Source organism: Pseudomonas sp. BS3767 (genome assembly GCF_900099665.1).
GTDB lineage: Bacteria > Pseudomonadota > Gammaproteobacteria > Pseudomonadales > Pseudomonadaceae > Aquipseudomonas > Aquipseudomonas cerasi.
In genome coordinates, this window is sequence record NZ_FNCX01000004.1 from 96,535 (window position 1) to 115,670 (window position 19,136).

The window sequence follows — 19,136 nt, forward strand, 5'->3', positions numbered from 1 at the left end:
CAGAGCCGGATGTGATCCCTCTCTAAAGGGCATCACGAACAAATCCCTTGAGCGCTATCGCTGATGACACTCCGAGTAACAGACTAATCGCCGAAGCTTAAACGAAACTGAATGCGATTGCTCTGGGACGCGGGTTTGCACGATAGTACCAAGTTCGTCACAGCAGCGACATTTGTCCTCCCGGCGGACAAAACGCATCGCAATCGAGTGCAAATTCACCACGTTTGTTCAATCCGAGTCGTTTGATTGCCAAGGCATAGCGTTGAGCCAGCAGGTCGGCAAACGGTCCTTCGCCACGCATTCGAGACCCAAATGTGCTGTCGTACACGGCTCCGCCGCGACTTTGACGAATCAGGCTCATCACATGATCGGCGCGTTGCGGGTAATGTGTCTTCAGCCACTCGTCGAACAGCGGCGCGACTTCCAGCGGCAGGCGCAGCATGACGTAGCTGGCGCTCAGGGCGCCCGCAGCCTTCGCTTCGCTCAGCAGTGCCTCCAGCTCGCTGTCGTTGATCATCGGGATCATCGGCGCACACAGCACACCGACCGGGACACCCGCCTGACGCAATACCCGAATGGCCCGCAGGCGAGCCTTGGGCGCCGCTGCCCTGGGTTCGAGGATGCATTTGAGCTCGTCATCCAGCGTCGTCAGGCTGATGAAGACCGACACCAGCCGCAGCCTGGCCATTTCTGCCAGCAGATCCAGGTCGCGCAGGATCAGCGAGCCTTTGGTAATGATGCTGACCGGATGCCGATAGCGCAGCAACACCTCAAGCGTCGCCCGGGTGATGCGGTACTCCCGTTCGATCGGCTGGTAGGGGTCGGTGTTGGCCCCGAGGGTGATGGGCGCGCAGCGGTAGCCGGGTTTGGAGAGCTGTTGCTCAAGCAACGCCGCCGCGTTGGTCTTGGCGATCAGCTTGGTCTCGAAGTCCAGGCCGGGAGACATGTCCCAATAGGCGTGGCTGGGTCTGGCGAAACAATAGATGCAGCCGTGCTCGCAGCCCCGGTAAGGGTTGATCGACCTGTCAAAGGGGATATCCGGCGAGCTGTTGCGGGTGATTATGCTTTTGGCTGTTTCGCTGGTGACCTGGGTGCCTTGCGTGAGTGGCACTTCCTGATACCAGCCATCGTCTTCAGCCACTGATTGACTGGGTGCGAAACGGTTATGCGGATTGCTGGCAGTACCTCGGCCACGAACCGGATAGAGGCTGGACATCTGGCATTACTCGTATACTGTTCATGCGTACAGTACGGCATAAAGCCCGGATGGATCACTAAGGTCGGCCTGCAAAACACCGCTCGCCTGACGGGCGGTATTTTGCAGACAGGGCGACGGTCAGGCATCGCCCTCGTGAGTCAGCTCCAGCACACGGTCAACCAGCTTATTGATGCCCGAGGCCGCCTCGCTGATGCTTTTGGCGACCATATAGGCAGGCGTGCTGACCAGTTTTCGCGCTTCGTCCTCGACGATGTCATCGACGGCGCATTCTGAATGACTGCCACCCATTTTGGTGATGGCCGCGGCGGTTTCAGGGTCGTTACCGATGGTGCAGGTCACGCCGGGACCATAGATCTTGGCCGCAAGTGCCGGGGTGATGCAGATCAGCCCGACCGGTTTGCCGGCTTCGGCAAACGCCTCGGCGAGCTCCAGCAACCCGGCTTCGACCTGGCAGGCATGGCCTTGCAGGGCAAGGTCGGAAAGATTCTTTGCCGAGCCGAAACCGCCCGGGATGATCAGGGCGTCAAAGTCTTCGGCATTCGCCTCGCGGATGTCTTTCACTTCGCCCCGTGCAATGCGCGCAGACTCGACCAGTACATTGCGCGACTCGGGCATTTCCTCACCGCTCAGGTGATTGATGACGTGATGCTGAGTGATGTCAGGCGCGAAGCACTGAACCTGCGCACCGCGCTGATCCAGGCGCAACAGGGTAAGAACGCTTTCGTGAATCTCGGCACCGTCGTAGACGCCACAGCCGGAGAGGATTACAGCCACTTTTTTCTGCATCGATTTCGGCTCCTTGTGCTTGAGCAACCTAAGGCTTCTTTTAATTTGTCTGTTCAGTTGATCGCTTTGCGGGCCGAGTGTTCAGTTGAGGGATTGCTGGCTGCGCACAAGGTGCATGGGGAGGGTGGTGGTCGCGAGGTCTGCAGCGTCTGTGCGCTGTCGCCGAGCGAGGCCTGTCAGCCTGCGCTCGGGAGAGGTACGGGGGAGTTTATTCGTCGGACTTTTTCGTCAGATCGACGGGCACGGTGACCGGCGTTTCCAGGTCGGAGGCCGCTGCCGATGCGCAGAAGCGGCTCTTTTCTGCACGCTCTTCACGGGCGATGCGGGCGTTCTTGATGCGTCTGCGTATCCACAGGGCCAGCCCCAGCAGTACCAGCGCGCCCAGCACCCAGAGTTCATATTTCTTGACGTTGCCCAGCAAGCCTTCGAGAACCGCGCCGAAGTGGTAAGCAGCCGAACCCAGCGCCGCAGCCCAGACAGCTGCGCCGATACCGTTCAGCAGAAGATAACGCCCGGGTGGATAACCTGACAGGCCGATGGCCACGGGCATGACCGTTCGCAGCCCGTACACGAAGCGGAAGCTCAATACCCAGATATCCGGGTGCTTGCGGACCAGCCGCAGGGCCTTGTCGCCCATGAGTTGCCAGCGAGGCTTGCGCGCCAGGAGCTTGCGGCCGTGCTTGCGCCCCATGAAATACCACAACTGGTCACCCGCATAACTGCCACAAAAGGCCACGAGGATGACGATGTTGAGGTCCATGTATCCGCGAAACGCCAGGAATCCGGCAAGAACCAGAATGGTCTCGCCTTCAAAAAAGGTGCCGAGGAACAGGGCAAAGTAGCCGAATTCGTTCAAGAAATTCTGGAGCATTGTCTGGATGCTGGCGAAATGAACGCGCAGCCTAACGCGCCCAAGGCAATCATGAAAGTGTCCATATGTGTCTCGACGTTAAAGATTCTTGCAACCACAATGGTCGTATCCCCTTGAAGGCCGTGACCGCGACGTGCAGTCGCAGGTCGAACCATGACTGTCACACATTGGTCATAATGGCGGCTTATAACTGTCGCGCTTGCCCGCGTAAGCGGGCTCAGGAGTCTCGCCGTGAGCTTTACCCCCGCCAACCGCCTGTTTCCTCTTACTCGTCTGCGCCGTAATCGCCGCGACGACTTTTCCCGTAGGCTGGTGCGTGAAAACGTTGTCACTGTCGACGATCTGATTCTTCCCGTATTTGTCCTCGATGGTGAAAACCGTCGTGAATCCATCGCCTCGATGCCCGGCGTCGAGCGCTTGAGTGTGGATCTGTTGCTCAAGGAAGCCGAACACTGGGTCGCGTTGGGTATCCCTGCGCTGGCGCTGTTCCCGGTGACACCGCCGGAAAAGAAATCCCTCGACGGTGCCGAAGCCTGGAACCCGGACGGCATCGCCCAGCGCGCGACCCGCGCCCTGCGTGACCGTTTCCCGGAGCTGGGCGTCATCACTGATGTGGCGCTGGACCCGTTCACCACCCATGGTCAGGACGGCATCCTCGACGAAGAGGGCTATGTTCAGAACGACATCACCGTCGACGCGCTGGTGAAGCAGGCGCTGTCGCACGCGGATGCCGGTGCTCAGGTGGTCGCGCCGTCGGACATGATGGACGGTCGCATTCAGGCCATCCGCGAGTCTCTGGAGCTGGCCGGGCATGTGAATGTCAGGATCATGGCCTATTCGGCCAAGTACGCCAGTGCCTACTACGGTCCGTTCCGTGACGCGGTGGGTTCTTCGCTGAATCTGGGCAAGGCCAACAAGGCCTCTTATCAGATGGACCCGGCCAACAGCAGCGAGGCCCTGCACGAAGTGGCAGCCGACCTTGCCGAAGGCGCCGACATGGTCATGGTCAAGCCTGGCATGCCTTATCTGGACATTCTGTACAGGGTCAAGGATGAGTTCAAAGTGCCGACCTTTGTTTATCAGGTCAGCGGTGAATACGCGATGCACATGGCCGCAATCCAGAACGGTTGGCTGAGTGAAGGGGTGATTCTCGAATCCCTCACTGCCTTCAAACGCGCCGGTGCCGACGGCATCCTTACCTACTTTGCTGTCCGCGCCGCTCAACTGTTGAAGGGGCAATAGCCTCACAGGAACATTCATGAATACCGAAGCACTCATCGAAGCCGCTGTTCAAGTCGATGTCCCGGAGGCAACGCCCGTGGTCGAACCTGACATCGAAGTAATCCCGGCCATCGAGGCACCCGCCGCTGCGGTGCCCGCTATCGTCGCCCCGAACCTGGACGACAGCAGCCTGTATATCCACCGTGAACTGTCGCAACTGCAGTTCAATATCCGGGTTCTGGAACAGGCGCTCGATGAGTCCTACCCATTGCTGGAGCGGCTGAAGTTTCTGCTGATCTTCTCCAGCAACCTCGATGAGTTCTTCGAGATTCGTGTTGCGGGCCTGAAGAAACAGATCACCTTTGCCCGTGAACAGGCGGGCGCCGATGGTCTGCAGCCGCATCAGGCGCTGGCCAGGATCAGCGAACTGGTACACGGTCACGTGGATCGTCAGTACGCGATTCTCAACGACATTCTGCTGCCGGAGCTGGAGAAACATCAGGTCCGCTTCATTCGCCGCCGTCACTGGACGGCCAAGCTCAAGGCCTGGGTACGACGCTATTTCCGCGACGAGATCGCGCCGATCATCACTCCGATCGGTCTCGATCCGACGCACCCGTTCCCGTTGCTGGTCAACAAGAGCCTGAACTTCATCGTCGAGCTTGAAGGTATCGATGCCTTCGGGCGCGACTCCGGTCTTGCGATCATTCCCGCGCCGCGTCTGCTGCCGCGTGTGATCAAAGTGCCGGAAGATGTCTGCGGGCCTGGCGACAACTTCGTGTTCCTGTCGTCGATGATCCACGCCCACGCTGACGATCTGTTTCAGGGCATGAAGGTCAAGGGCTGCTACCAGTTCCGCCTGACCCGAAACGCTGACCTGGCGCTGGACTCCGAAGATGTGGAAGACTTGGCGCGCGCCCTGCGTGGCGAGTTGTTCTCGCGTCGCTATGGTGATGCGGTACGTCTGGAAGTGGCGGATACCTGCCCGAAACACCTGTCGGACTACCTGCTCAAGCAGTTCAACCTGAACGAGTCCGAGCTGTATCAGGTGAATGGTCCGGTCAACCTGACGCGTCTGTTCAGTATCACCGGCCTGGACAGCCACCCCGAATTGCAATACCCGCCGTTCACGCCAGCCATTCCCAAGCTGCTGCAGAACAGCGAAAACGTTTTCAGCGTGGTCAGCAAACAGGACATCCTGTTGCTGCACCCTTTCGAGTCCTTCACGCCAGTGGTCGACCTGCTGCGCCAGGCGGCAAAAGACCCGCACGTGCTTGCGGTACGCCAGACGCTGTATCGCAGCGGCGCGAACTCGGAAATCGTCGATGCGCTGGTCGATGCCGCGCGTAACGGCAAGGAAGTCACTGCGGTGATCGAGCTGCGTGCGCGTTTCGACGAAGAGTCCAACCTGCAACTGGCCAGCCGTCTGCAGGCCGCCGGTGCAGTGGTGATCTACGGCGTGGTCGGCTTCAAGACCCATGCCAAGATGATGTTGATTCTGCGTCGCGAAGCGGGCGAGATCGTGCGTTATGCGCATCTCGGGACCGGCAACTACCACGCCGGTAACGCACGTCTGTATACCGACTACAGCTTGCTGACCTCCGATGACGCGTTGTGCGAAGACGTCGGTAAACTGTTCAGCCAGTTGATCGGCATGGGCAAGACGCTGCGCATGAAGAAGCTGCTGCACGCGCCGTTCACGCTCAAGAAAGGCATGCTCGACATGATCGCCCGCGAGACGCAATTTGCGCTCGACGGCAAGCCTGCGCACATCATCGCCAAGTTCAACTCGCTGACCGATCCGAAGATCATCCGGGCGTTGTACAAGGCCAGCCAGTCCGGTGTGCGCATCGATCTGGTGGTGCGCGGCATGTGCTGCCTGCGTCCGGGCATCGCCGGGGTTTCGCACAATATCCATGTGCGCTCGATCATCGGCCGCTTCCTGGAACACACGCGAGTGTTCTACTTCCTCAACGGCGGCGACGAGCAGATGTTCCTGTCGAGTGCCGACTGGATGGAGCGCAACCTCGACAAGCGCGTCGAGACCTGCTTCCCGGTGGAAGGCAAGAAGTTGATTCTGCGTGTGAAAAAGGAACTGGAAAGCTATCTGACCGACAACACCCACAGCTGGCTGTTGCAGCCGGACGGGCGTTACGTGCGCAGCACGCCGACCGGTAATCAGAACCCGCGAAGCGCCCAGGCGACCCTTTTGGAGCGCCTGAGCAACCCGGTCCTCAGCGTACGCTGAAGACGATGCCGACTCGGGTCAGCCACTCCGCTTCCAGGGCGAAGTCGGCCTGAGTCAGCTGGTTGTTGTCCAGCCAGCCTTTCGGGAATTCGGCGTCCAGATTCGGGCCGTCGGCACGCAACACCACACGTGGCATCTCTTGGGTGCCGCGAATGTGGTGAAACAGAATCGCAAAGCGCAACAGCACGCACAAGCGAATCAGCTTGATGCCTTCGTCGCCGAAATCGGCGAACTTGTCCTTGGGAATATTACGGCGATGACCGCGCACCAGCAGTGCGAGCATTTGCTGGTCTTCGCGTGAGAAACCGGCCAGGTCGGAGTGCTCGATCAGGTACGCGCCGTGCTTGTGGTAGTGATAGTGGGCGATGTCCAGGCCGATTTCGTGCACCTTGGCCGCCCAGCTCAGCAGTTCGGCGTAGCTCTCGTGCTGTAATTCCCAGCTCTCGGCGACTTGCTCCAGTGTATGCAGCGCCTTGGCTTCGACGCGTGCCGCCTGTTCCAGATCGACGTGATAACGCTCCATCAGCGAGCTGAGCGTACGCTCACGGACGTCTTCATGATGATGGCGGCCCATCAGGTCATACAGCACGCCTTCACGCAGGGCACCTTCGCAGTGATCCATGCGCTTGAGTTCGAGGGCGTCGAAGATGGCTTCGAGAATCGCCAGGCCTGCGGGGAAAATGGCGCGACGGTCGGGCTTGATGCCGTCGAAGTCGATCTTTTCCACATCACCCAGCTTGAACAGCTTGCGCTTGAGCCAGGCCAGCCCTTCGGCGTTGACCTCGCCAGCGCCGTAACCATTGGCCTTGAGCGCCAGGCCGATAGCACGAATGGTGCCTGACGAACCAATCGCTTCATCCCACTTGAGGCGATGCAGTGCGTGTTCGATGCTCATGATTTCCAGACGGGCAGCGGTGTAGGCCTGAGCATAACGGGCCGGTGTCACCTTGCCGTCGCGGAAGTAGCGCTGGGTAAAACTCACGCAGCCCATCTGCAGGCTTTCACGCAGCAGCGGCTCGAAGCGCTGGCCGATGATGAATTCGGTACTGCCGCCGCCGATGTCGGCGACCAGACGTTTGCCTGGGGTATCGGCCAGCGTGTGGGAGACGCCCAGATAAATGAGGCGCGCTTCCTCGCGGCCGGAAATCACTTCCACCGGGTGGCCGAGGATTTCTTCGGCGCGGTGAATGAAGTCGTTGCGGTTACGCGCCTCGCGCAGGGCATTGGTGCCCACGATGCGTACCGCACCGAGCGGCAGCCCGTTGATCAACTGGGCGAAACGTTTCAGGCAGTCGAGACCGCGTTGCATGGATTCTTCGGTCAGCTGGCGCTCTTCGTCGATGCCAGCGGCCAACTGCACCTTCTCGCCCAGGCGCTCAAGAATGCGAATCTCGCCCTGATTGGCTTTTGCCACAACCATATGAAAGCTGTTGGAGCCCAGGTCGATAGCGGCGATCAGTGAAAAATTCTTGGGTGTTGAGTGCGGCATGGTCAGGAAATCCGGTTCGATAACCGGACCATCGTGCCACGATCCATGCTTGCCGCCAACGCGAAGCTGTTCAGGCACCGGAAATACCCGGTATTACTCGCGCGCGTGGCGTATGGCTATCAATGCCATGTGACGCAGAGCTTCACCAAAATGCATTGCCACGCTAAAGCGTGCGGAACGAGAGGTATCCCTAAGAACGCCATCGTGTCTATGCGCCGCGCTCAGCGTAATACACAGTCTTCGTGGGAGCGAGCTTGCTCGCGAAGAGGCCGGTGCAGCCCCTGAAAATATGGCGTTTGGACCAAAGTCTTCGTGAGCAAGCTCACTCCCACCAAGATTTCTGTCCAGCCCGATACAGCATGTAGCTGTGACGCGGAGCGTCACGAAATGCATTCCCACGCGGAGCGTGAGGAACGATAAGTGCCCGCAACATGCTCCGCGCTCAGCGTAATACACAGTCTTCGTGGGAGCGAGCTTGCTCGCGAAGAGGCCGGTGCAGCCCCCGGAGATATGGCGTTTGGACCAAAGTCTTCGTGAGCAAGCTCACTCCCACCAAGATTTCTGTCCAGTCCGATACAGCATGTAGCTGTGACGCAGAGCGTCACGAACTGCATTCCCACGCGGAGCGTGAGGAACGATAGGTGCGCGCAAGACCACTATCGATGCACCGCGTGCGCATGCCGTTCCGGACGCTCTGCTTCCAGGTCCAGCCTCAGGCGTGCTCCACTGTGCCGATGAAGTTCGCCAGTTCCGGGGTTTTCGGGTTGGCGAAGAGTTCTTTCGGATCGCCCACTTCGTGCACCTTGCCCTGGTGCATGAACACCAGCTTGTCGCCCACTTCACGCGCGAAGCGCATTTCGTGGGTGACCATGATCAGGGTCATGCCATCGGCTGCCAACTGGCGCACCACGCTGAGCACTTCGTTGACCAGCTCCGGGTCCAGTGCCGAGGTGATTTCGTCGCACAGCAATACCTTGGGCGACATCGCCAGCGCGCGGGCAATCGCTACGCGTTGTTGTTGACCACCGGACAGGCGATCCGGGAAGGCGTCGAACTTCTCGCCCAGCCCGACACGTTCGAGCATCTTCCTCGCCAGTTTGGCGGCCTCGGCCTTCGGTACTTTCTGCACGACCTGCGGCGCAAGCATGACGTTCTCACCCACGCTCAGGTGCGGGAACAGGTTGAACTGCTGGAACACCATGCCGACCTTCTGGCGCAGCGTGCGCAGGTCGGCGCGCGCGGCGTCCAGGTATTCGCCATCGACCTCGATAACACCATCGTTGATCGACTCCAGACCGTTCAGCGTGCGCAACAGGGTGCTTTTGCCCGAGCCGCTGCGACCGATGATCGCCACGACCTGGCCTTCTTCGACCGACAGATCGATGCCTTTGAGTACGTGATGATCGCCATAGTATTTATGCAGGGCGGAAATTCTAAGCAGAGGCATGCAGTCTCCTTTCCAGATGGCGCGCGCACAGCGACAAGGGGTAGCACAGGATGAAGTAGCCCAGAGCAACGAAGCCATAGACCATGAAAGGTTCGAACGTAGCGTTGGCCAGCATGCTGCCGGTCTTGGTCAGTTCGGTGAAACCGATGATCGACGTCACTGCAGTGCCTTTGACCACCTGCACGGAAAAGCCGACCGTCGGCGCGACCGCGATGCGCAACGCCTGCGGCAGAATCACGTAACGCATCTGCTCGAATGGGGTTAGCGCCAGGCTCGCGGATGCTTCCCACTGGCCCTTGGAAATCGATTCGACGCAGCCACGCCAGATTTCCGCAAGGTAGGCGCTGGTAAACAGCGTCAAGGCCAGTGCCGCCGCAGCCCAGGGCGAAATGTTCATGCCCATCAGGGCGACGCCGAAGAACACCAGGAACAACTGCATCAACAGCGGCGTGCCCTGAAACAGTTCTATATAGAGTTTCGCGGTCACGCGCGGGCCGGATTTCTCCGAGGTGCGCATGCCCATGATCAGCAAGCCGATCAGCCCGCCGCCGATGAAGGCCACCAGCGACAAGGCCACGGTCCATTGCAGGCCGATCAGCAGATTGCGCACGATGTCCCAGAGGGTGAAATCCATCAGCTGTTCCTCGAGATGTAGCGACGCCCGATCCAGGCCAGCAGTTGCCGGATCAGCAGCGCCATGGCCAGGTAGATCAGCGTGGTCACAATGTAGGTTTCGAACGAGCGGAAGTTGCGTGACTGAATGAAGTTGGCAAAGAAGCTCAGTTCTTCAGTGGCAATCTGCGAGCAGACCGACGAGCCCAGCATGACGATGATGATCTGGCTGCTCAGTGCCGGCCAGACCTTGCCCAGCGCCGGAACCAGCACTACGTGGCGAAAGGCTTCGTAACGGTTCATTGCCAGCGCAGCCGACGCTTCAAGCTGACCCTTGGGAATCGCCTGGATACCCGCCCGCACGATTTCGGTCGAGTAGGCACCCAGGTTGATGACCATCGCCAGCACCGCTGCCTGCCATTCCGTGATCTGCACGCCCAGCGACGGCAGACCGAAGAAAATGAAGAACAGCTGGACCAGAAACGGTGTGTTGCGGATCAGCTCGACATAGATGGCAAAGATCGTCGCAAAAGGCTGAATCTTCCAGGCCCTCACGACGGCACCGACAATACCGAGACTGACGCCCAGCAGGGTGCCAATGGCCGTCAGTTCCAGCGTGAACAAAGCCCCGCGCAACAGCAGATCGATGCTCTGCAGGACCGGTGTAAAGTCGAAGTGATAAGCCATTGGTGAATCCTGTTACCGGAAAGCAGTGATCAGAGATCGGCAGGCAGCGGTTGCTTCAGCCATTTCTGGGAAGCATTTTCCAGCGAGCCGTCAGCCTTGGCGGCATTCAGAATCTCATCGACCTTGCCCAACAGTTCCGGCTGACCCTTGTTCACGCCGACATACACGGGCGAGTCCTTGAGTTTCACTTTCAGTGCCGGGATGCGCTTGGGATTGCGCTCGCTGATCGCGACCATCACCACGTTGCCGCTGGCAATCAGGTCGGTCTGACCGGCCAGATAGGCTGCGATGGTGGAGTTGTTGTCTTCGAAGCGCTTGATGACCGCGCCTTCCGGAGCCACTTTCGACAGCTCGATATCTTCGATAGCACCACGGGTGACGCTGATGGTCTTGCCTTTCAGGTCAGCGATGTCCTTGACCGGCGAATCAGGTGGACCGAATACCGCCAGGTAGAACGGTGCATAGGCGCGTGAGAAGTCGATGACTTTTTCGCGGTCCGGGTTCTTGCCCAGGCTGGAGATCACCAGGTCGACCTTGCCGGTGGTCAGGAACGGAATGCGGTTGGTGCTGTTGACCGGGGTCAGTTCCAGCTTGACCTTCAGCTTGTCGGCCAGCAGTTGTGCGGTGTCGATGTCCAGGCCGCGCGGTTTCATGTCGGGGCCGACTGAGCCGAATGGCGGGAAGTCCTGCGGAACGGCCACCTTGAGGGTGCCGCGCGCTACAACGTCGTCCAGGCCGTTGGCGTGGGCGGGTGTCTGGCTCAGCATCAGACTGGCAAACAGTGCAGTAAGCAGGGCGCTGTAACGCTTGGTCATATGAAGTCTCCGGGCGAAACGAAAGGTGTTGGCCTGTCTCCAGTGCACAGCGCATGCCATTCGGTCATTACCTGCCATGAATCAAGGTTTGCAGCGCATTTATGGTCTTACTGGTCTGACCAGTTGGAGGAGGCCTCGCCCTGCTTTGGCGCGCTTTAAAGCCTTGCTGCCCCAGTGCTGGGCGTCGCTTGCCGAATGTTCGAGATGGCGATAAAAGGGATTTTTACTGGACTGACTGGCCTGAACAGTGATGCCGCACACTTCACTCGCAGTACCCGAATCAGCCCTCCGGGCCATTCGCAAATTGATCGCCGAGCAAGGGTACAAGCCCGGCGAGAGCCTGCCGTCGCAACGCGATCTGGCGGTTTTGCTGGGGGTCAGTCGGGCGTCCTTGCGTGAAGCCTTGTCATCGCTCAGCGCACTCGGAGTGGTCAGTGTCCAGCCCGGCAAAGGCGTCTTCGTGCAGTCGATTTCTGAACCAGAACAGCGCACAGGTGGTTTTTCCTGGCCTTATGAAGCTAAGGTTTCCCCGGCCGACACCTTTCAGTTGCGCTATGCACTGGAAGGTTTTGCTGCGGGAATGGCAGCGGTGACCCTGACCGCCGACGAGCGGGATGTGCTGGAGGACAACGTCGAAGCCATGCGCCTGGAGCTGCGTGCCGGTGACTTCGAGGCTGCGGCGCGGCTCGACTTCGAGTTTCATCGGCACATTCTGGTCGCCAGCGGCAATCAGGCGATGCTCGGGATCGTGACTGCCGGGGCCGACATCTTTCTGGAAAGCCAGAAGATGCCGTTCATCCGGGCGGCCAGGGTCATGGAAACCTGGCAGGAGCACCGCAAGATCCTTCGCGCGCTGGCCCGACATGCGTCAGGGCCTGCGCAAAAGGCCATGCAGGACCATATTCGTGGCGCGGCACTGCGCACCGGTATCGTGTTCGTTTCGCCCGCCAACTGAACGCCGGCCATAACTGCAGTCATGGCTCATCATAGTCAGACTCAATGAACCTTCGCTTCCTGAATCACCTGAGGCCCGCTATGATGAGCGTCGTTTTTAGCCTATGAACTCGGAGACTTCCATGAGTAGCGACCTTATCAAACACGTCACCGACGCCACCTTTGAAGCCGAAGTACTCAAGGCTCAGGGTCCTGTGCTTGTTGACTATTGGGCTGAATGGTGTGGCCCTTGCAAAATGATTGCCCCGGTTCTGGACGAAATCGCCAGCACCTACGAAGGCAAGCTGACTGTTGCCAAGTTGAACATCGATGAAAACCAGGACACTCCTGCCAAGCATGGTGTTCGCGGTATCCCTACGCTGATGCTGTTCAAGAACGGCAATGTTGAAGCGACCAAAGTCGGCGCCCTGTCGAAGTCGCAGCTGGCTGCGTTCCTCGACGCCAACATCTGAGGCGTTTCAAAGCCCCGCAAATCGCGGGGTTTTTTTCGGGTGTCGTACTAGACGCCTGGAAAATCAGGTGGTACATTCGGCCCCGCAACGGCTTCTCCGTTGCCCCCTGCTAGCCGTCGCCGACGCTCTCCTTTCGATTTAGTACGCGATCCTGTCGCCTTCTCTGCGGCGCGGCCTCATTAAGCCAAAAGCTTAATTTCCCCCTCCATACATGATTACGTCATTCCCCATATGAACCTGACTGAACTCAAGCAAAAGCCGATTACCGAATTGCTCGAAATGGCCGAACAGGCTGGCATTGAGAATATGGCCCGTTCGCGCAAGCAGGACGTCATTTTCTCCCTGCTCAAACGGCACGCCAAAAGTGGCGAGGAAATATCCGGTGATGGCGTGCTGGAGATTCTCCAGGACGGCTTCGGTTTCCTGCGCTCTGCAGACGCTTCCTACCTGGCCGGCCCGGATGACATCTATGTCTCCCCCAGCCAGATCCGCCGCTTCAACCTGCGTACCGGCGACACCATCGTTGGCAAGATCCGTCCACCCAAGGAAGGCGAGCGTTATTTCGCTCTGCTCAAGGTCGACACGATCAACTACGACCGTCCGGAAAACGCCAAGAACAAGATTCTGTTCGAAAACCTGACGCCGTTGTTCCCGACGATCCGCATGAAGATGGAAGCCGGTAACGGCTCCACCGAAGACCTGACCGGTCGTGTGATCGATCTGTGCGCACCGATCGGTAAAGGCCAGCGTGGTCTGATCGTTGCTCCGCCGAAGGCGGGCAAGACCATCATGCTGCAGAACATCGCGTCGAACATCACGCGTAACAACCCGGAAGTGCATCTGATCGTTCTGCTGATCGACGAGCGCCCGGAAGAAGTGACCGAGATGCAGCGCACCGTGCGCGGCGAAGTGGTTGCCTCGACATTCGACGAACCGCCAACCCGTCACGTACAGGTTGCCGAAATGGTGATCGAGAAGGCCAAGCGCCTGGTCGAGCACAAGAAAGACGTCGTTATCCTGCTCGACTCCATCACCCGTCTGGCTCGTGCCTACAACACCGTCATCCCGAGCTCCGGCAAGGTATTGACCGGTGGTGTCGACGCTCATGCACTCGAGAAGCCAAAGCGTTTCTTCGGTGCTGCGCGTAACATCGAAGAAGGCGGCTCGTTGACCATCATCGCCACCGCACTGGTTGAAACCGGTTCGAAGATGGATGAAGTGATCTACGAAGAGTTCAAGGGTACTGGCAACATGGAGCTGCCTCTGGATCGCAAGATCGCAGAGAAGCGCGTGTTCCCGGCCATCAACATCAACCGCTCCGGCACACGCCGTGAAGAGCTGTTGACCGCTGATGACGAGCTGCAGCGCATGTGGATTCTGCGCAAGCTGCTGCACCCGATGGACGAAGTCGCGGCTATCGAGTTCCTGATCGACAAGCTCAAGCAGACCAAGACCAACGACGAGTTCTTCCTGTCCATGAAACGCAAGTAACGGGCAGGCTGAAACAAAAAATGGTGCCCTTCGGGGCACCATTTTTTTTGCCTGCATGCCGCCGATTAGCTGCCTTGAAGGGCTGGAGCAGGTACGATGTGCGTCTATTGGATAAATGGCCGGGTTAATGAAATTCAAAGATCTTAGGGATTTCGTGCAGCAGCTTGAGCAGCGCGGAGAGTTGAAACGCATCCAGATGCCGATCTCGCCTGTGCTGGAAATGACTGAAATCTGTGACCGTACCTTGCGTGCCAAGGGCCCAGCCCTGCTGTTCGAAAAACCGGTCGGTTTTGATATCCCGGTACTGGGCAACCTGTTCGGCACGCCAGAGCGCGTAGCCATGGGCATGGGCGCCGAAGCGGTCAGTGAGCTGCGTGAAATCGGCAAGCTGCTGGCGTTTCTCAAAGAGCCTGAGCCACCCAAGGGTTTGAAGGACGCCTGGTCCAAGCTGCCGATCTTCCGCAAGGTCATCGCCATGGCACCAAAGGTCGTCAAGGATGCACCGTGCCAGGAGGTCGTCATCGAAGGCGATGACGTCGACCTCGGCATGCTGCCCGTGCAGACCTGCTGGCCGGGTGATGTCGCGCCGCTGATCACCTGGGGCCTGACCGTCACCAAAGGTCCGAACAAGGAGCGCCAGAACCTCGGCATCTATCGCCAGCAGGTCATCGGTCGCAACAAGATCATCATGCGCTGGCTCAGCCATCGCGGTGGTGCGCTGGACTTCCGCGACTGGTGCGTCAAGCATCCTGGCGAGCCTTATCCGGTCGCCGTCGCACTGGGCGCGGACCCGGCGACCATTCTTGGTGCGGTGACGCCGGTACCGGACAGCTTGTCCGAATATGCCTTTGCCGGGCTGCTGCGTGGCTCGCGCACCGAGCTGATCAAGTGCCGTGGCAGCAATCTGCAAGTCCCGGCCAGCGCCGAGATCGTGCTCGAAGGGGTGATTCATCCGGGCGAGATGGCCGACGAGGGGCCTTACGGCGACCACACCGGCTATTACAACGAAGTCGACAGCTTTCCGGTGCTGACCGTCGAGCGCATCACGCACCGCATCAAGCCGATTTACCACAGCACCTACACCGGTCGTCCGCCTGATGAGCCGGCGATTCTGGGCGTCGCGCTGAACGAAGTGTTCGTGCCGATTCTGCAAAAGCAGTTCCCGGAAATCGTCGATTTCTACCTGCCGCCCGAGGGTTGCTCGTACCGCATGGCGGTGGTGACCATCAAGAAGCAGTATCCCGGCCATGCCAAGCGCGTGATGCTGGGCGTCTGGTCGTTCTTGCGCCAGTTCATGTACACCAAGTTCGTGATCGTCACCGACGACGATATCAATGCACGGGACTGGAATGACGTGATCTGGGCCATCACCACGCGCATGGACCCCAAGCGCGACACGGTCATGATCGACAACACGCCCATCGATTACCTCGATTTCGCCTCGCCGGTGTCCGGCCTGGGATCGAAAATGGGGTTGGATGCCACGAACAAATGGCCAGGTGAGACCAGTCGCGAGTGGGGCAGGGCGATCGTCAAGGACGAAGCCACCACACGCCGGGTGGATGAAATCTGGACTCAGTTGGGAATAGATTGATGCGCGTAACCTTGCAGCCATCAGGTGCGGTGCTGGAAACCCTGCCGGGCGAGCGGATACTCGATGCTGCACAGCGTCTGGGTTACGAGTGCCCGCAGAGTTGTCGCAATGGCAACTGCCATGTCTGTTCGGCTCTGCTGGTCGAGGGCCGTGTGATGCAGTCGGGGCAGACGCTCGATCACGGCGAAATTCACACCTGTGTGGCCGAGCCGCTGACTGAGTGTGTGGTGCTGTGGGATGGCGTGCTGGCCAAGGGTGAACTGCCGGTGCGCAGCTTTGCCTGCCAGTTGAGCGAATGTGTCGAGGTGGGTGGTGATGTCTGGCGGGTCGGCCTGCGCGCGCCGGCTGGCAAGCCACCGCGTTATCACGCCGGGCAGTACCTGATGATCGAGCGCGAGAACGGCGAGAAGTCGGCGTTTTCCATCGCATCGGCGCCGCACAGCGGTCGCGACCTGGAGCTGCACGTGCTGGCTCGTGAAGACAGTGCGCGCAGTCTGATCGAGCAGCTGCAACGCAACCGCATGGCACGGGTCGAGCTGCCCTTTGGCGACACCCACCTTGCAGAGCTGCCGGACGGGCCGCTGGTGCTGATCGCGGCCGGTACGGGCATGGCGCAAATGAACAGTTTGTTGGAACACTGTCGCTCCACAGGCTTCAGTCATCCCGTGCACCTTTACTGGGGCGTGCGTCGTCCCGAAGATTTCTACCAGGTCAGCCATTGGGATGAGTGGGCGAAACTGCCGAACCTGTTCCTGCACAAGGTTGTCAGCGACCTGTGCGGCTGGGAGGGGCGTTGCGGTCTGCTGCACGAGGCGGTTTGCGAGGACATCAAGGACCTGTCGGCCGTCCACGTCTACGCCAGCGGCTCTCCAGCGATGATCTACGGAACGCTGGACGCTCTGGTCGACGCCGGAATGGATGCCCATCAGATGCGCGCAGACGTATTCGCCTACGCACCGCGTCCGTAATGCCGGACTGACGGCTGCATGAGTGGAGTGTAAATTGCTTTAACTGATTACAACCGATGGCGACGCCTGTTCGTCGCCAGGCAAACTTTAGTAACGGCAGGCCCTTGGCCTGTGGCAACAACCGAACCACGACACCCTGATGCCGCTCAACCACGAGCGAGTCGGCGGGGCTCGGTAAAAACTGACAGTCAGACTGTCAGGGAGGCAAATGGAGAACCCAATCAACGAGTTGGCCGTTGCAGTGCATGACGGCCTTGGCCTGACGTACCCGCCCGTTATCGATATGGGCCCACAGCTTACCCGCGAGCAGTTGCTCGCATCCATGAACGCCACCATGCGTCGTCACAAGGGCGGCCCGGTCTGGCTGTTCGCTTACGGCTCACTGATCTGGCGTCCCGAGTGCACCGCCGTGGAGAGCCAGCGCGCCCGAGTGCACGGTTACCACCGCGGGCTTTACCTCTGGTCGCACGAACACCGTGGCACGCCTGAAGTACCGGGGCTGGTATTTGGTCTGGATCGTGGCGGTTCATGCACCGGCTTTGCCTATCGTCTGCCGGATGAATGCCTGGAAAAATCGCTGCTGGCCTTGTGGGAGCGCGAGATGCCGTACCCCTCGTATCGCCCGCACTGGCTCAATTGCCGCCTTGAAGATGGCCGGAAGGTGCAGGCGCTGGGCTTCGTGCTCGAGCGGCATCTGCCCAGCTACGCAGGCAACCTGCCGGACAGCGTGCTGAGCCAGGTGCTCGCCAGCGCCAGAGGACGCTATGGAACCACCCGCGAGTACGTGGAGCAGACCGCCAAGGCCCTGCGTAGCCACGCCATGCCAGACCTGAATCTGGAGGCGCGGCTCAAGCGCTGCAAGTCAGAGACTGCCTGATCAGCCTTTGATGTCGCGGGACGTGCTGGCGACCTGCTTGTGCCGCAGCGTCGGCGCAAGGAACACCATCGCCAGAATGCACGCGCCGATCAACAGCACGAAGCCGCCATCCCAGCCGAAGTGGTCAACCGTGTAGCCCATTGCCGCGCTGGCCGCGACCGACCCGCCCAGATAGCCGAACAGCCCGGTAAAACCTGCCGCCGTGCCTGCTGCCTTCTTCGGCGCCAGTTCCAGCGCCTGCAGGCCGATCAGCATCACCGGGCCGTAGATCAGGAAGCCGATGGACACCAGGGCGATCATGTCGACGGTCGGATTGCCTTCAGGGTTCAGCCAGTACACCAGCGTGGCGATGGTCACCAGAAGCATGAACACCATGCCGGTCAGGCCGCGATTGCCCTTGAAGATCTTGTCCGACATCCAGCCGCACAGCAGCGTGCCCGGAATGCCCGCCCACTCGTAGAGGAAATAGGCCCATGAGGTCTTGTCGACCGTGAAGTGCTTGGCTTCTTTCAGATAGGTCGGTGCCCAGTCCAGCACGCCGTAGCGCAGCAGGTAAACGAACACGTTGGCCATGGCGATGTACCACAGGAATTTGTTGCGCAGCACGTACTTGATGAAGATTTCCCTGGCGCTGAATTCTTCTTCGTGGCTGGCATCGTAGCCTTCCGGATAATCGTTCTTGTAGTGCTCGATAGGCGGCAGGCCGACCGATTGCGGTGTGTCACGCATGGTCGCGAAGGCGAACACCGCGACCAGCAATGCAACCGCCGCCGGCACGTAAAACGCCGCATGCCAGTCGTTGGTCCAGCCCATGCCGAGCAGGAACAGTGGGCCGATCAAACCGCCGCCGACGTTGTGCGCCACGTTCCACACCGACACCACACCGCCGCGCTCTTTCTGCGACCACCAGTGGACCATCGTCCGCCCGCTCGGCGGCCAGCCCATGCCCTGTGCCCAGCCATTGATGAACAGCAGCACGAACATGATCGTGACACTGGACGTCGCCCACGGCGCGAAGCCGAAGATGAACATGATCCCCGCAGAGACCAGCAGGCCGAACGGCAGGAAGTAACGCGGGTTGGAGCGATCCGAAACGATGCCCATGAGGAATTTCGACAAGCCGTAGGCAATTGCAATGGCAGACATCGCCACGCCCAGCTGGCCACGCGTATAGCCTTCGTCGATCAGATACGGCATCGCCAGCGAGAAATTCTTGCGCAGCAGGTAGTAACCCGCGTAACCGATAAAGATGCCTGCGAAGATCTGCCAGCGCAGACGGCGATAGGTACTGTCTACCTTTTCTTCGGGAAGGGGTGCCTGATGCCTGGCAGGGCGGAAAAACCCAAACATGGAGAAGCTCCTGATTATTGTTGTTTTTGCGAATGCGAATATTACATTTTCATTA

Annotated in this window: 17 protein-coding genes; 8 read left to right on the plus strand and 9 right to left on the minus strand. The window is 59.6% G+C overall.

The annotated features are described in order from the left end of the window. Nucleotides 1-157: 157 nt before the first annotated feature. From BLR16_RS13445 to BLR16_RS13455, 3 genes are all read right to left on the minus strand, one after another. Nucleotides 158-1,216 (minus strand): PA0069 family radical SAM protein, encoded by a 1,059-nt coding sequence (locus tag BLR16_RS13445; protein ID WP_024663446.1) that lies wholly within the window; start codon nucleotides 1,214-1,216, stop codon nucleotides 158-160. A 120-nt stretch (nucleotides 1,217-1,336) separates the two neighbouring features. Beyond that, nucleotides 1,337-2,005, minus strand: coding sequence for an isoprenoid biosynthesis glyoxalase ElbB (elbB, locus tag BLR16_RS13450; RefSeq protein ID WP_003432245.1), 669 nt, complete (start codon nucleotides 2,003-2,005; stop codon nucleotides 1,337-1,339). Nucleotides 2,006-2,213: 208 nt separating this feature from the next. Continuing rightward, nucleotides 2,214-2,876 (minus strand): DedA family protein, encoded by a 663-nt coding sequence (locus BLR16_RS13455; protein WP_003367362.1) that lies wholly within the window; start codon nucleotides 2,874-2,876, stop codon nucleotides 2,214-2,216. A 231-nt stretch (nucleotides 2,877-3,107) separates the two neighbouring features. Here BLR16_RS13455 and hemB point away from each other — a divergent pair, with 231 nt between their 5' ends. Both hemB and ppk1 read left to right on the plus strand, forming a co-directional pair. Then, nucleotides 3,108-4,118 (plus strand): porphobilinogen synthase, encoded by a 1,011-nt coding sequence (hemB, locus tag BLR16_RS13460; RefSeq protein ID WP_003432248.1) that lies wholly within the window; start codon nucleotides 3,108-3,110, stop codon nucleotides 4,116-4,118. A 16-nt stretch (nucleotides 4,119-4,134) separates the two neighbouring features. After that, the gene (gene ppk1 / locus BLR16_RS13465; protein WP_003432250.1) at nucleotides 4,135-6,345 is read left to right on the plus strand and encodes a polyphosphate kinase 1; all 2,211 of its coding nucleotides are present in this window, start codon (nucleotides 4,135-4,137) and stop codon (nucleotides 6,343-6,345) included. On the opposite strand, the gene ppx is transcribed toward ppk1, so the two are convergent. The 5 genes from ppx to BLR16_RS13490 form a co-directional block, all read right to left on the minus strand. Further along, nucleotides 6,332-7,834, minus strand: a complete 1,503-nt coding sequence (ppx, locus tag BLR16_RS13470) for an exopolyphosphatase (RefSeq protein ID WP_074806866.1) — start codon at nucleotides 7,832-7,834, stop codon at nucleotides 6,332-6,334. The genes ppk1 and ppx overlap by 14 nt on opposite strands. 712 nt (nucleotides 7,835-8,546) lie before the next feature. Continuing rightward, nucleotides 8,547-9,281 carry an amino acid ABC transporter ATP-binding protein gene (locus BLR16_RS13475; RefSeq protein WP_003432251.1) on the minus strand — a complete coding sequence of 245 codons (735 nt, stop codon included), beginning with the start codon at nucleotides 9,279-9,281 and terminating at the stop codon, nucleotides 8,547-8,549. After that, nucleotides 9,268-9,918: an amino acid ABC transporter permease gene (locus BLR16_RS13480; RefSeq protein ID WP_032609283.1), complete on the minus strand. Its 651-nt coding sequence runs from the start codon at nucleotides 9,916-9,918 to the stop codon at nucleotides 9,268-9,270. The genes BLR16_RS13475 and BLR16_RS13480 overlap by 14 nt, the downstream gene beginning before the upstream one ends. Next, nucleotides 9,915-10,580, minus strand: a complete 666-nt coding sequence (locus BLR16_RS13485; RefSeq protein WP_003365831.1) for an amino acid ABC transporter permease — start codon at nucleotides 10,578-10,580, stop codon at nucleotides 9,915-9,917. The genes BLR16_RS13480 and BLR16_RS13485 overlap by 4 nt, the downstream gene beginning before the upstream one ends. 29 nt (nucleotides 10,581-10,609) lie before the next feature. Beyond that, complete coding sequence (locus BLR16_RS13490) at nucleotides 10,610-11,395, minus strand: transporter substrate-binding domain-containing protein (RefSeq protein WP_003432256.1); 786 nt, start codon at nucleotides 11,393-11,395, stop codon at nucleotides 10,610-10,612. Nucleotides 11,396-11,645: 250 nt separating this feature from the next. Between BLR16_RS13490 and BLR16_RS13495 the strand changes: the two genes are divergently transcribed. The 6 genes from BLR16_RS13495 (at nucleotide 11,646) to BLR16_RS13520 (ending at nucleotide 17,731) form a co-directional block, all read left to right on the plus strand. Next, nucleotides 11,646-12,350 (plus strand): FadR/GntR family transcriptional regulator, encoded by a 705-nt coding sequence (locus BLR16_RS13495; RefSeq protein ID WP_092194308.1) that lies wholly within the window; start codon nucleotides 11,646-11,648, stop codon nucleotides 12,348-12,350. A 121-nt stretch (nucleotides 12,351-12,471) separates the two neighbouring features. Beyond that, nucleotides 12,472-12,801, plus strand: a complete 330-nt coding sequence (gene trxA, locus BLR16_RS13500) for a thioredoxin TrxA (RefSeq protein WP_003365837.1) — start codon at nucleotides 12,472-12,474, stop codon at nucleotides 12,799-12,801. 231 nt (nucleotides 12,802-13,032) lie between these two features. Then, on the plus strand, nucleotides 13,033-14,292 hold the full coding sequence (gene rho / locus BLR16_RS13505) for a transcription termination factor Rho (RefSeq protein ID WP_002551560.1): 1,260 nt from the start codon (nucleotides 13,033-13,035) through the stop codon (nucleotides 14,290-14,292). A gap of 127 nt (nucleotides 14,293-14,419) precedes the next feature. Next, nucleotides 14,420-15,886, plus strand: coding sequence for a 4-hydroxy-3-polyprenylbenzoate decarboxylase (gene ubiD / locus BLR16_RS13510; RefSeq protein WP_003317344.1), 1,467 nt, complete (start codon nucleotides 14,420-14,422; stop codon nucleotides 15,884-15,886). Then, nucleotides 15,886-16,854, plus strand: coding sequence for a CDP-6-deoxy-delta-3,4-glucoseen reductase (locus BLR16_RS13515; protein ID WP_003432257.1), 969 nt, complete (start codon nucleotides 15,886-15,888; stop codon nucleotides 16,852-16,854). The genes ubiD and BLR16_RS13515 overlap by 1 nt, the downstream gene beginning before the upstream one ends. A 208-nt stretch (nucleotides 16,855-17,062) precedes the next feature. Further along, a complete protein-coding gene (locus BLR16_RS13520; RefSeq protein ID WP_003365840.1) occupies nucleotides 17,063-17,731 on the plus strand; it encodes a gamma-glutamylcyclotransferase in 669 nt (222 codons plus the stop codon). On the opposite strand, the gene glpT is transcribed toward BLR16_RS13520, so the two are convergent. Beyond that, nucleotides 17,732-19,081 (minus strand): glycerol-3-phosphate transporter, encoded by a 1,350-nt coding sequence (gene glpT / locus BLR16_RS13525; RefSeq protein WP_054081231.1) that lies wholly within the window; start codon nucleotides 19,079-19,081, stop codon nucleotides 17,732-17,734. It lies immediately after the preceding gene. Nucleotides 19,082-19,136 lie beyond the last annotated feature (55 nt).

Bases quoted from the DNA above. Each gene is read 5' to 3' on its own strand.
- BLR16_RS13445 (WP_024663446.1), bottom strand. From the start codon at position 1,216: ATGTCCAGCCTCTATCCGGTTCGTGGCCGAGGTACTGCCAGCAATCCG.
- elbB (WP_003432245.1), bottom strand. From the start codon at position 2,005: ATGCAGAAAAAAGTGGCTGTAATCCTCTCCGGCTGTGGCGTCTACGAC.
- BLR16_RS13455 (WP_003367362.1), bottom strand. From the start codon at position 2,876: ATGCTCCAGAATTTCTTGAACGAATTCGGCTACTTTGCCCTGTTCCTC.
- ppk1 (WP_003432250.1), top strand. From the start codon at position 4,135: ATGAATACCGAAGCACTCATCGAAGCCGCTGTTCAAGTCGATGTCCCG.
- ppx (WP_074806866.1), bottom strand. From the start codon at position 7,834: ATGCCGCACTCAACACCCAAGAATTTTTCACTGATCGCCGCTATCGAC.
- BLR16_RS13475 (WP_003432251.1), bottom strand. From the start codon at position 9,281: ATGCCTCTGCTTAGAATTTCCGCCCTGCATAAATACTATGGCGATCAT.
- BLR16_RS13485 (WP_003365831.1), bottom strand. From the start codon at position 10,580: ATGGCTTATCACTTCGACTTTACACCGGTCCTGCAGAGCATCGATCTG.
- BLR16_RS13490 (WP_003432256.1), bottom strand. From the start codon at position 11,395: ATGACCAAGCGTTACAGCGCCCTGCTTACTGCACTGTTTGCCAGTCTG.
- BLR16_RS13495 (WP_092194308.1), top strand. From the start codon at position 11,646: ATGCCGCACACTTCACTCGCAGTACCCGAATCAGCCCTCCGGGCCATT.
- trxA (WP_003365837.1), top strand. From the start codon at position 12,472: ATGAGTAGCGACCTTATCAAACACGTCACCGACGCCACCTTTGAAGCC.
- rho (WP_002551560.1), top strand. From the start codon at position 13,033: ATGAACCTGACTGAACTCAAGCAAAAGCCGATTACCGAATTGCTCGAA.
- ubiD (WP_003317344.1), top strand. From the start codon at position 14,420: ATGAAATTCAAAGATCTTAGGGATTTCGTGCAGCAGCTTGAGCAGCGC.
- BLR16_RS13515 (WP_003432257.1), top strand. From the start codon at position 15,886: ATGCGCGTAACCTTGCAGCCATCAGGTGCGGTGCTGGAAACCCTGCCG.
- BLR16_RS13520 (WP_003365840.1), top strand. From the start codon at position 17,063: ATGGAGAACCCAATCAACGAGTTGGCCGTTGCAGTGCATGACGGCCTT.
- glpT (WP_054081231.1), bottom strand. From the start codon at position 19,081: ATGTTTGGGTTTTTCCGCCCTGCCAGGCATCAGGCACCCCTTCCCGAA.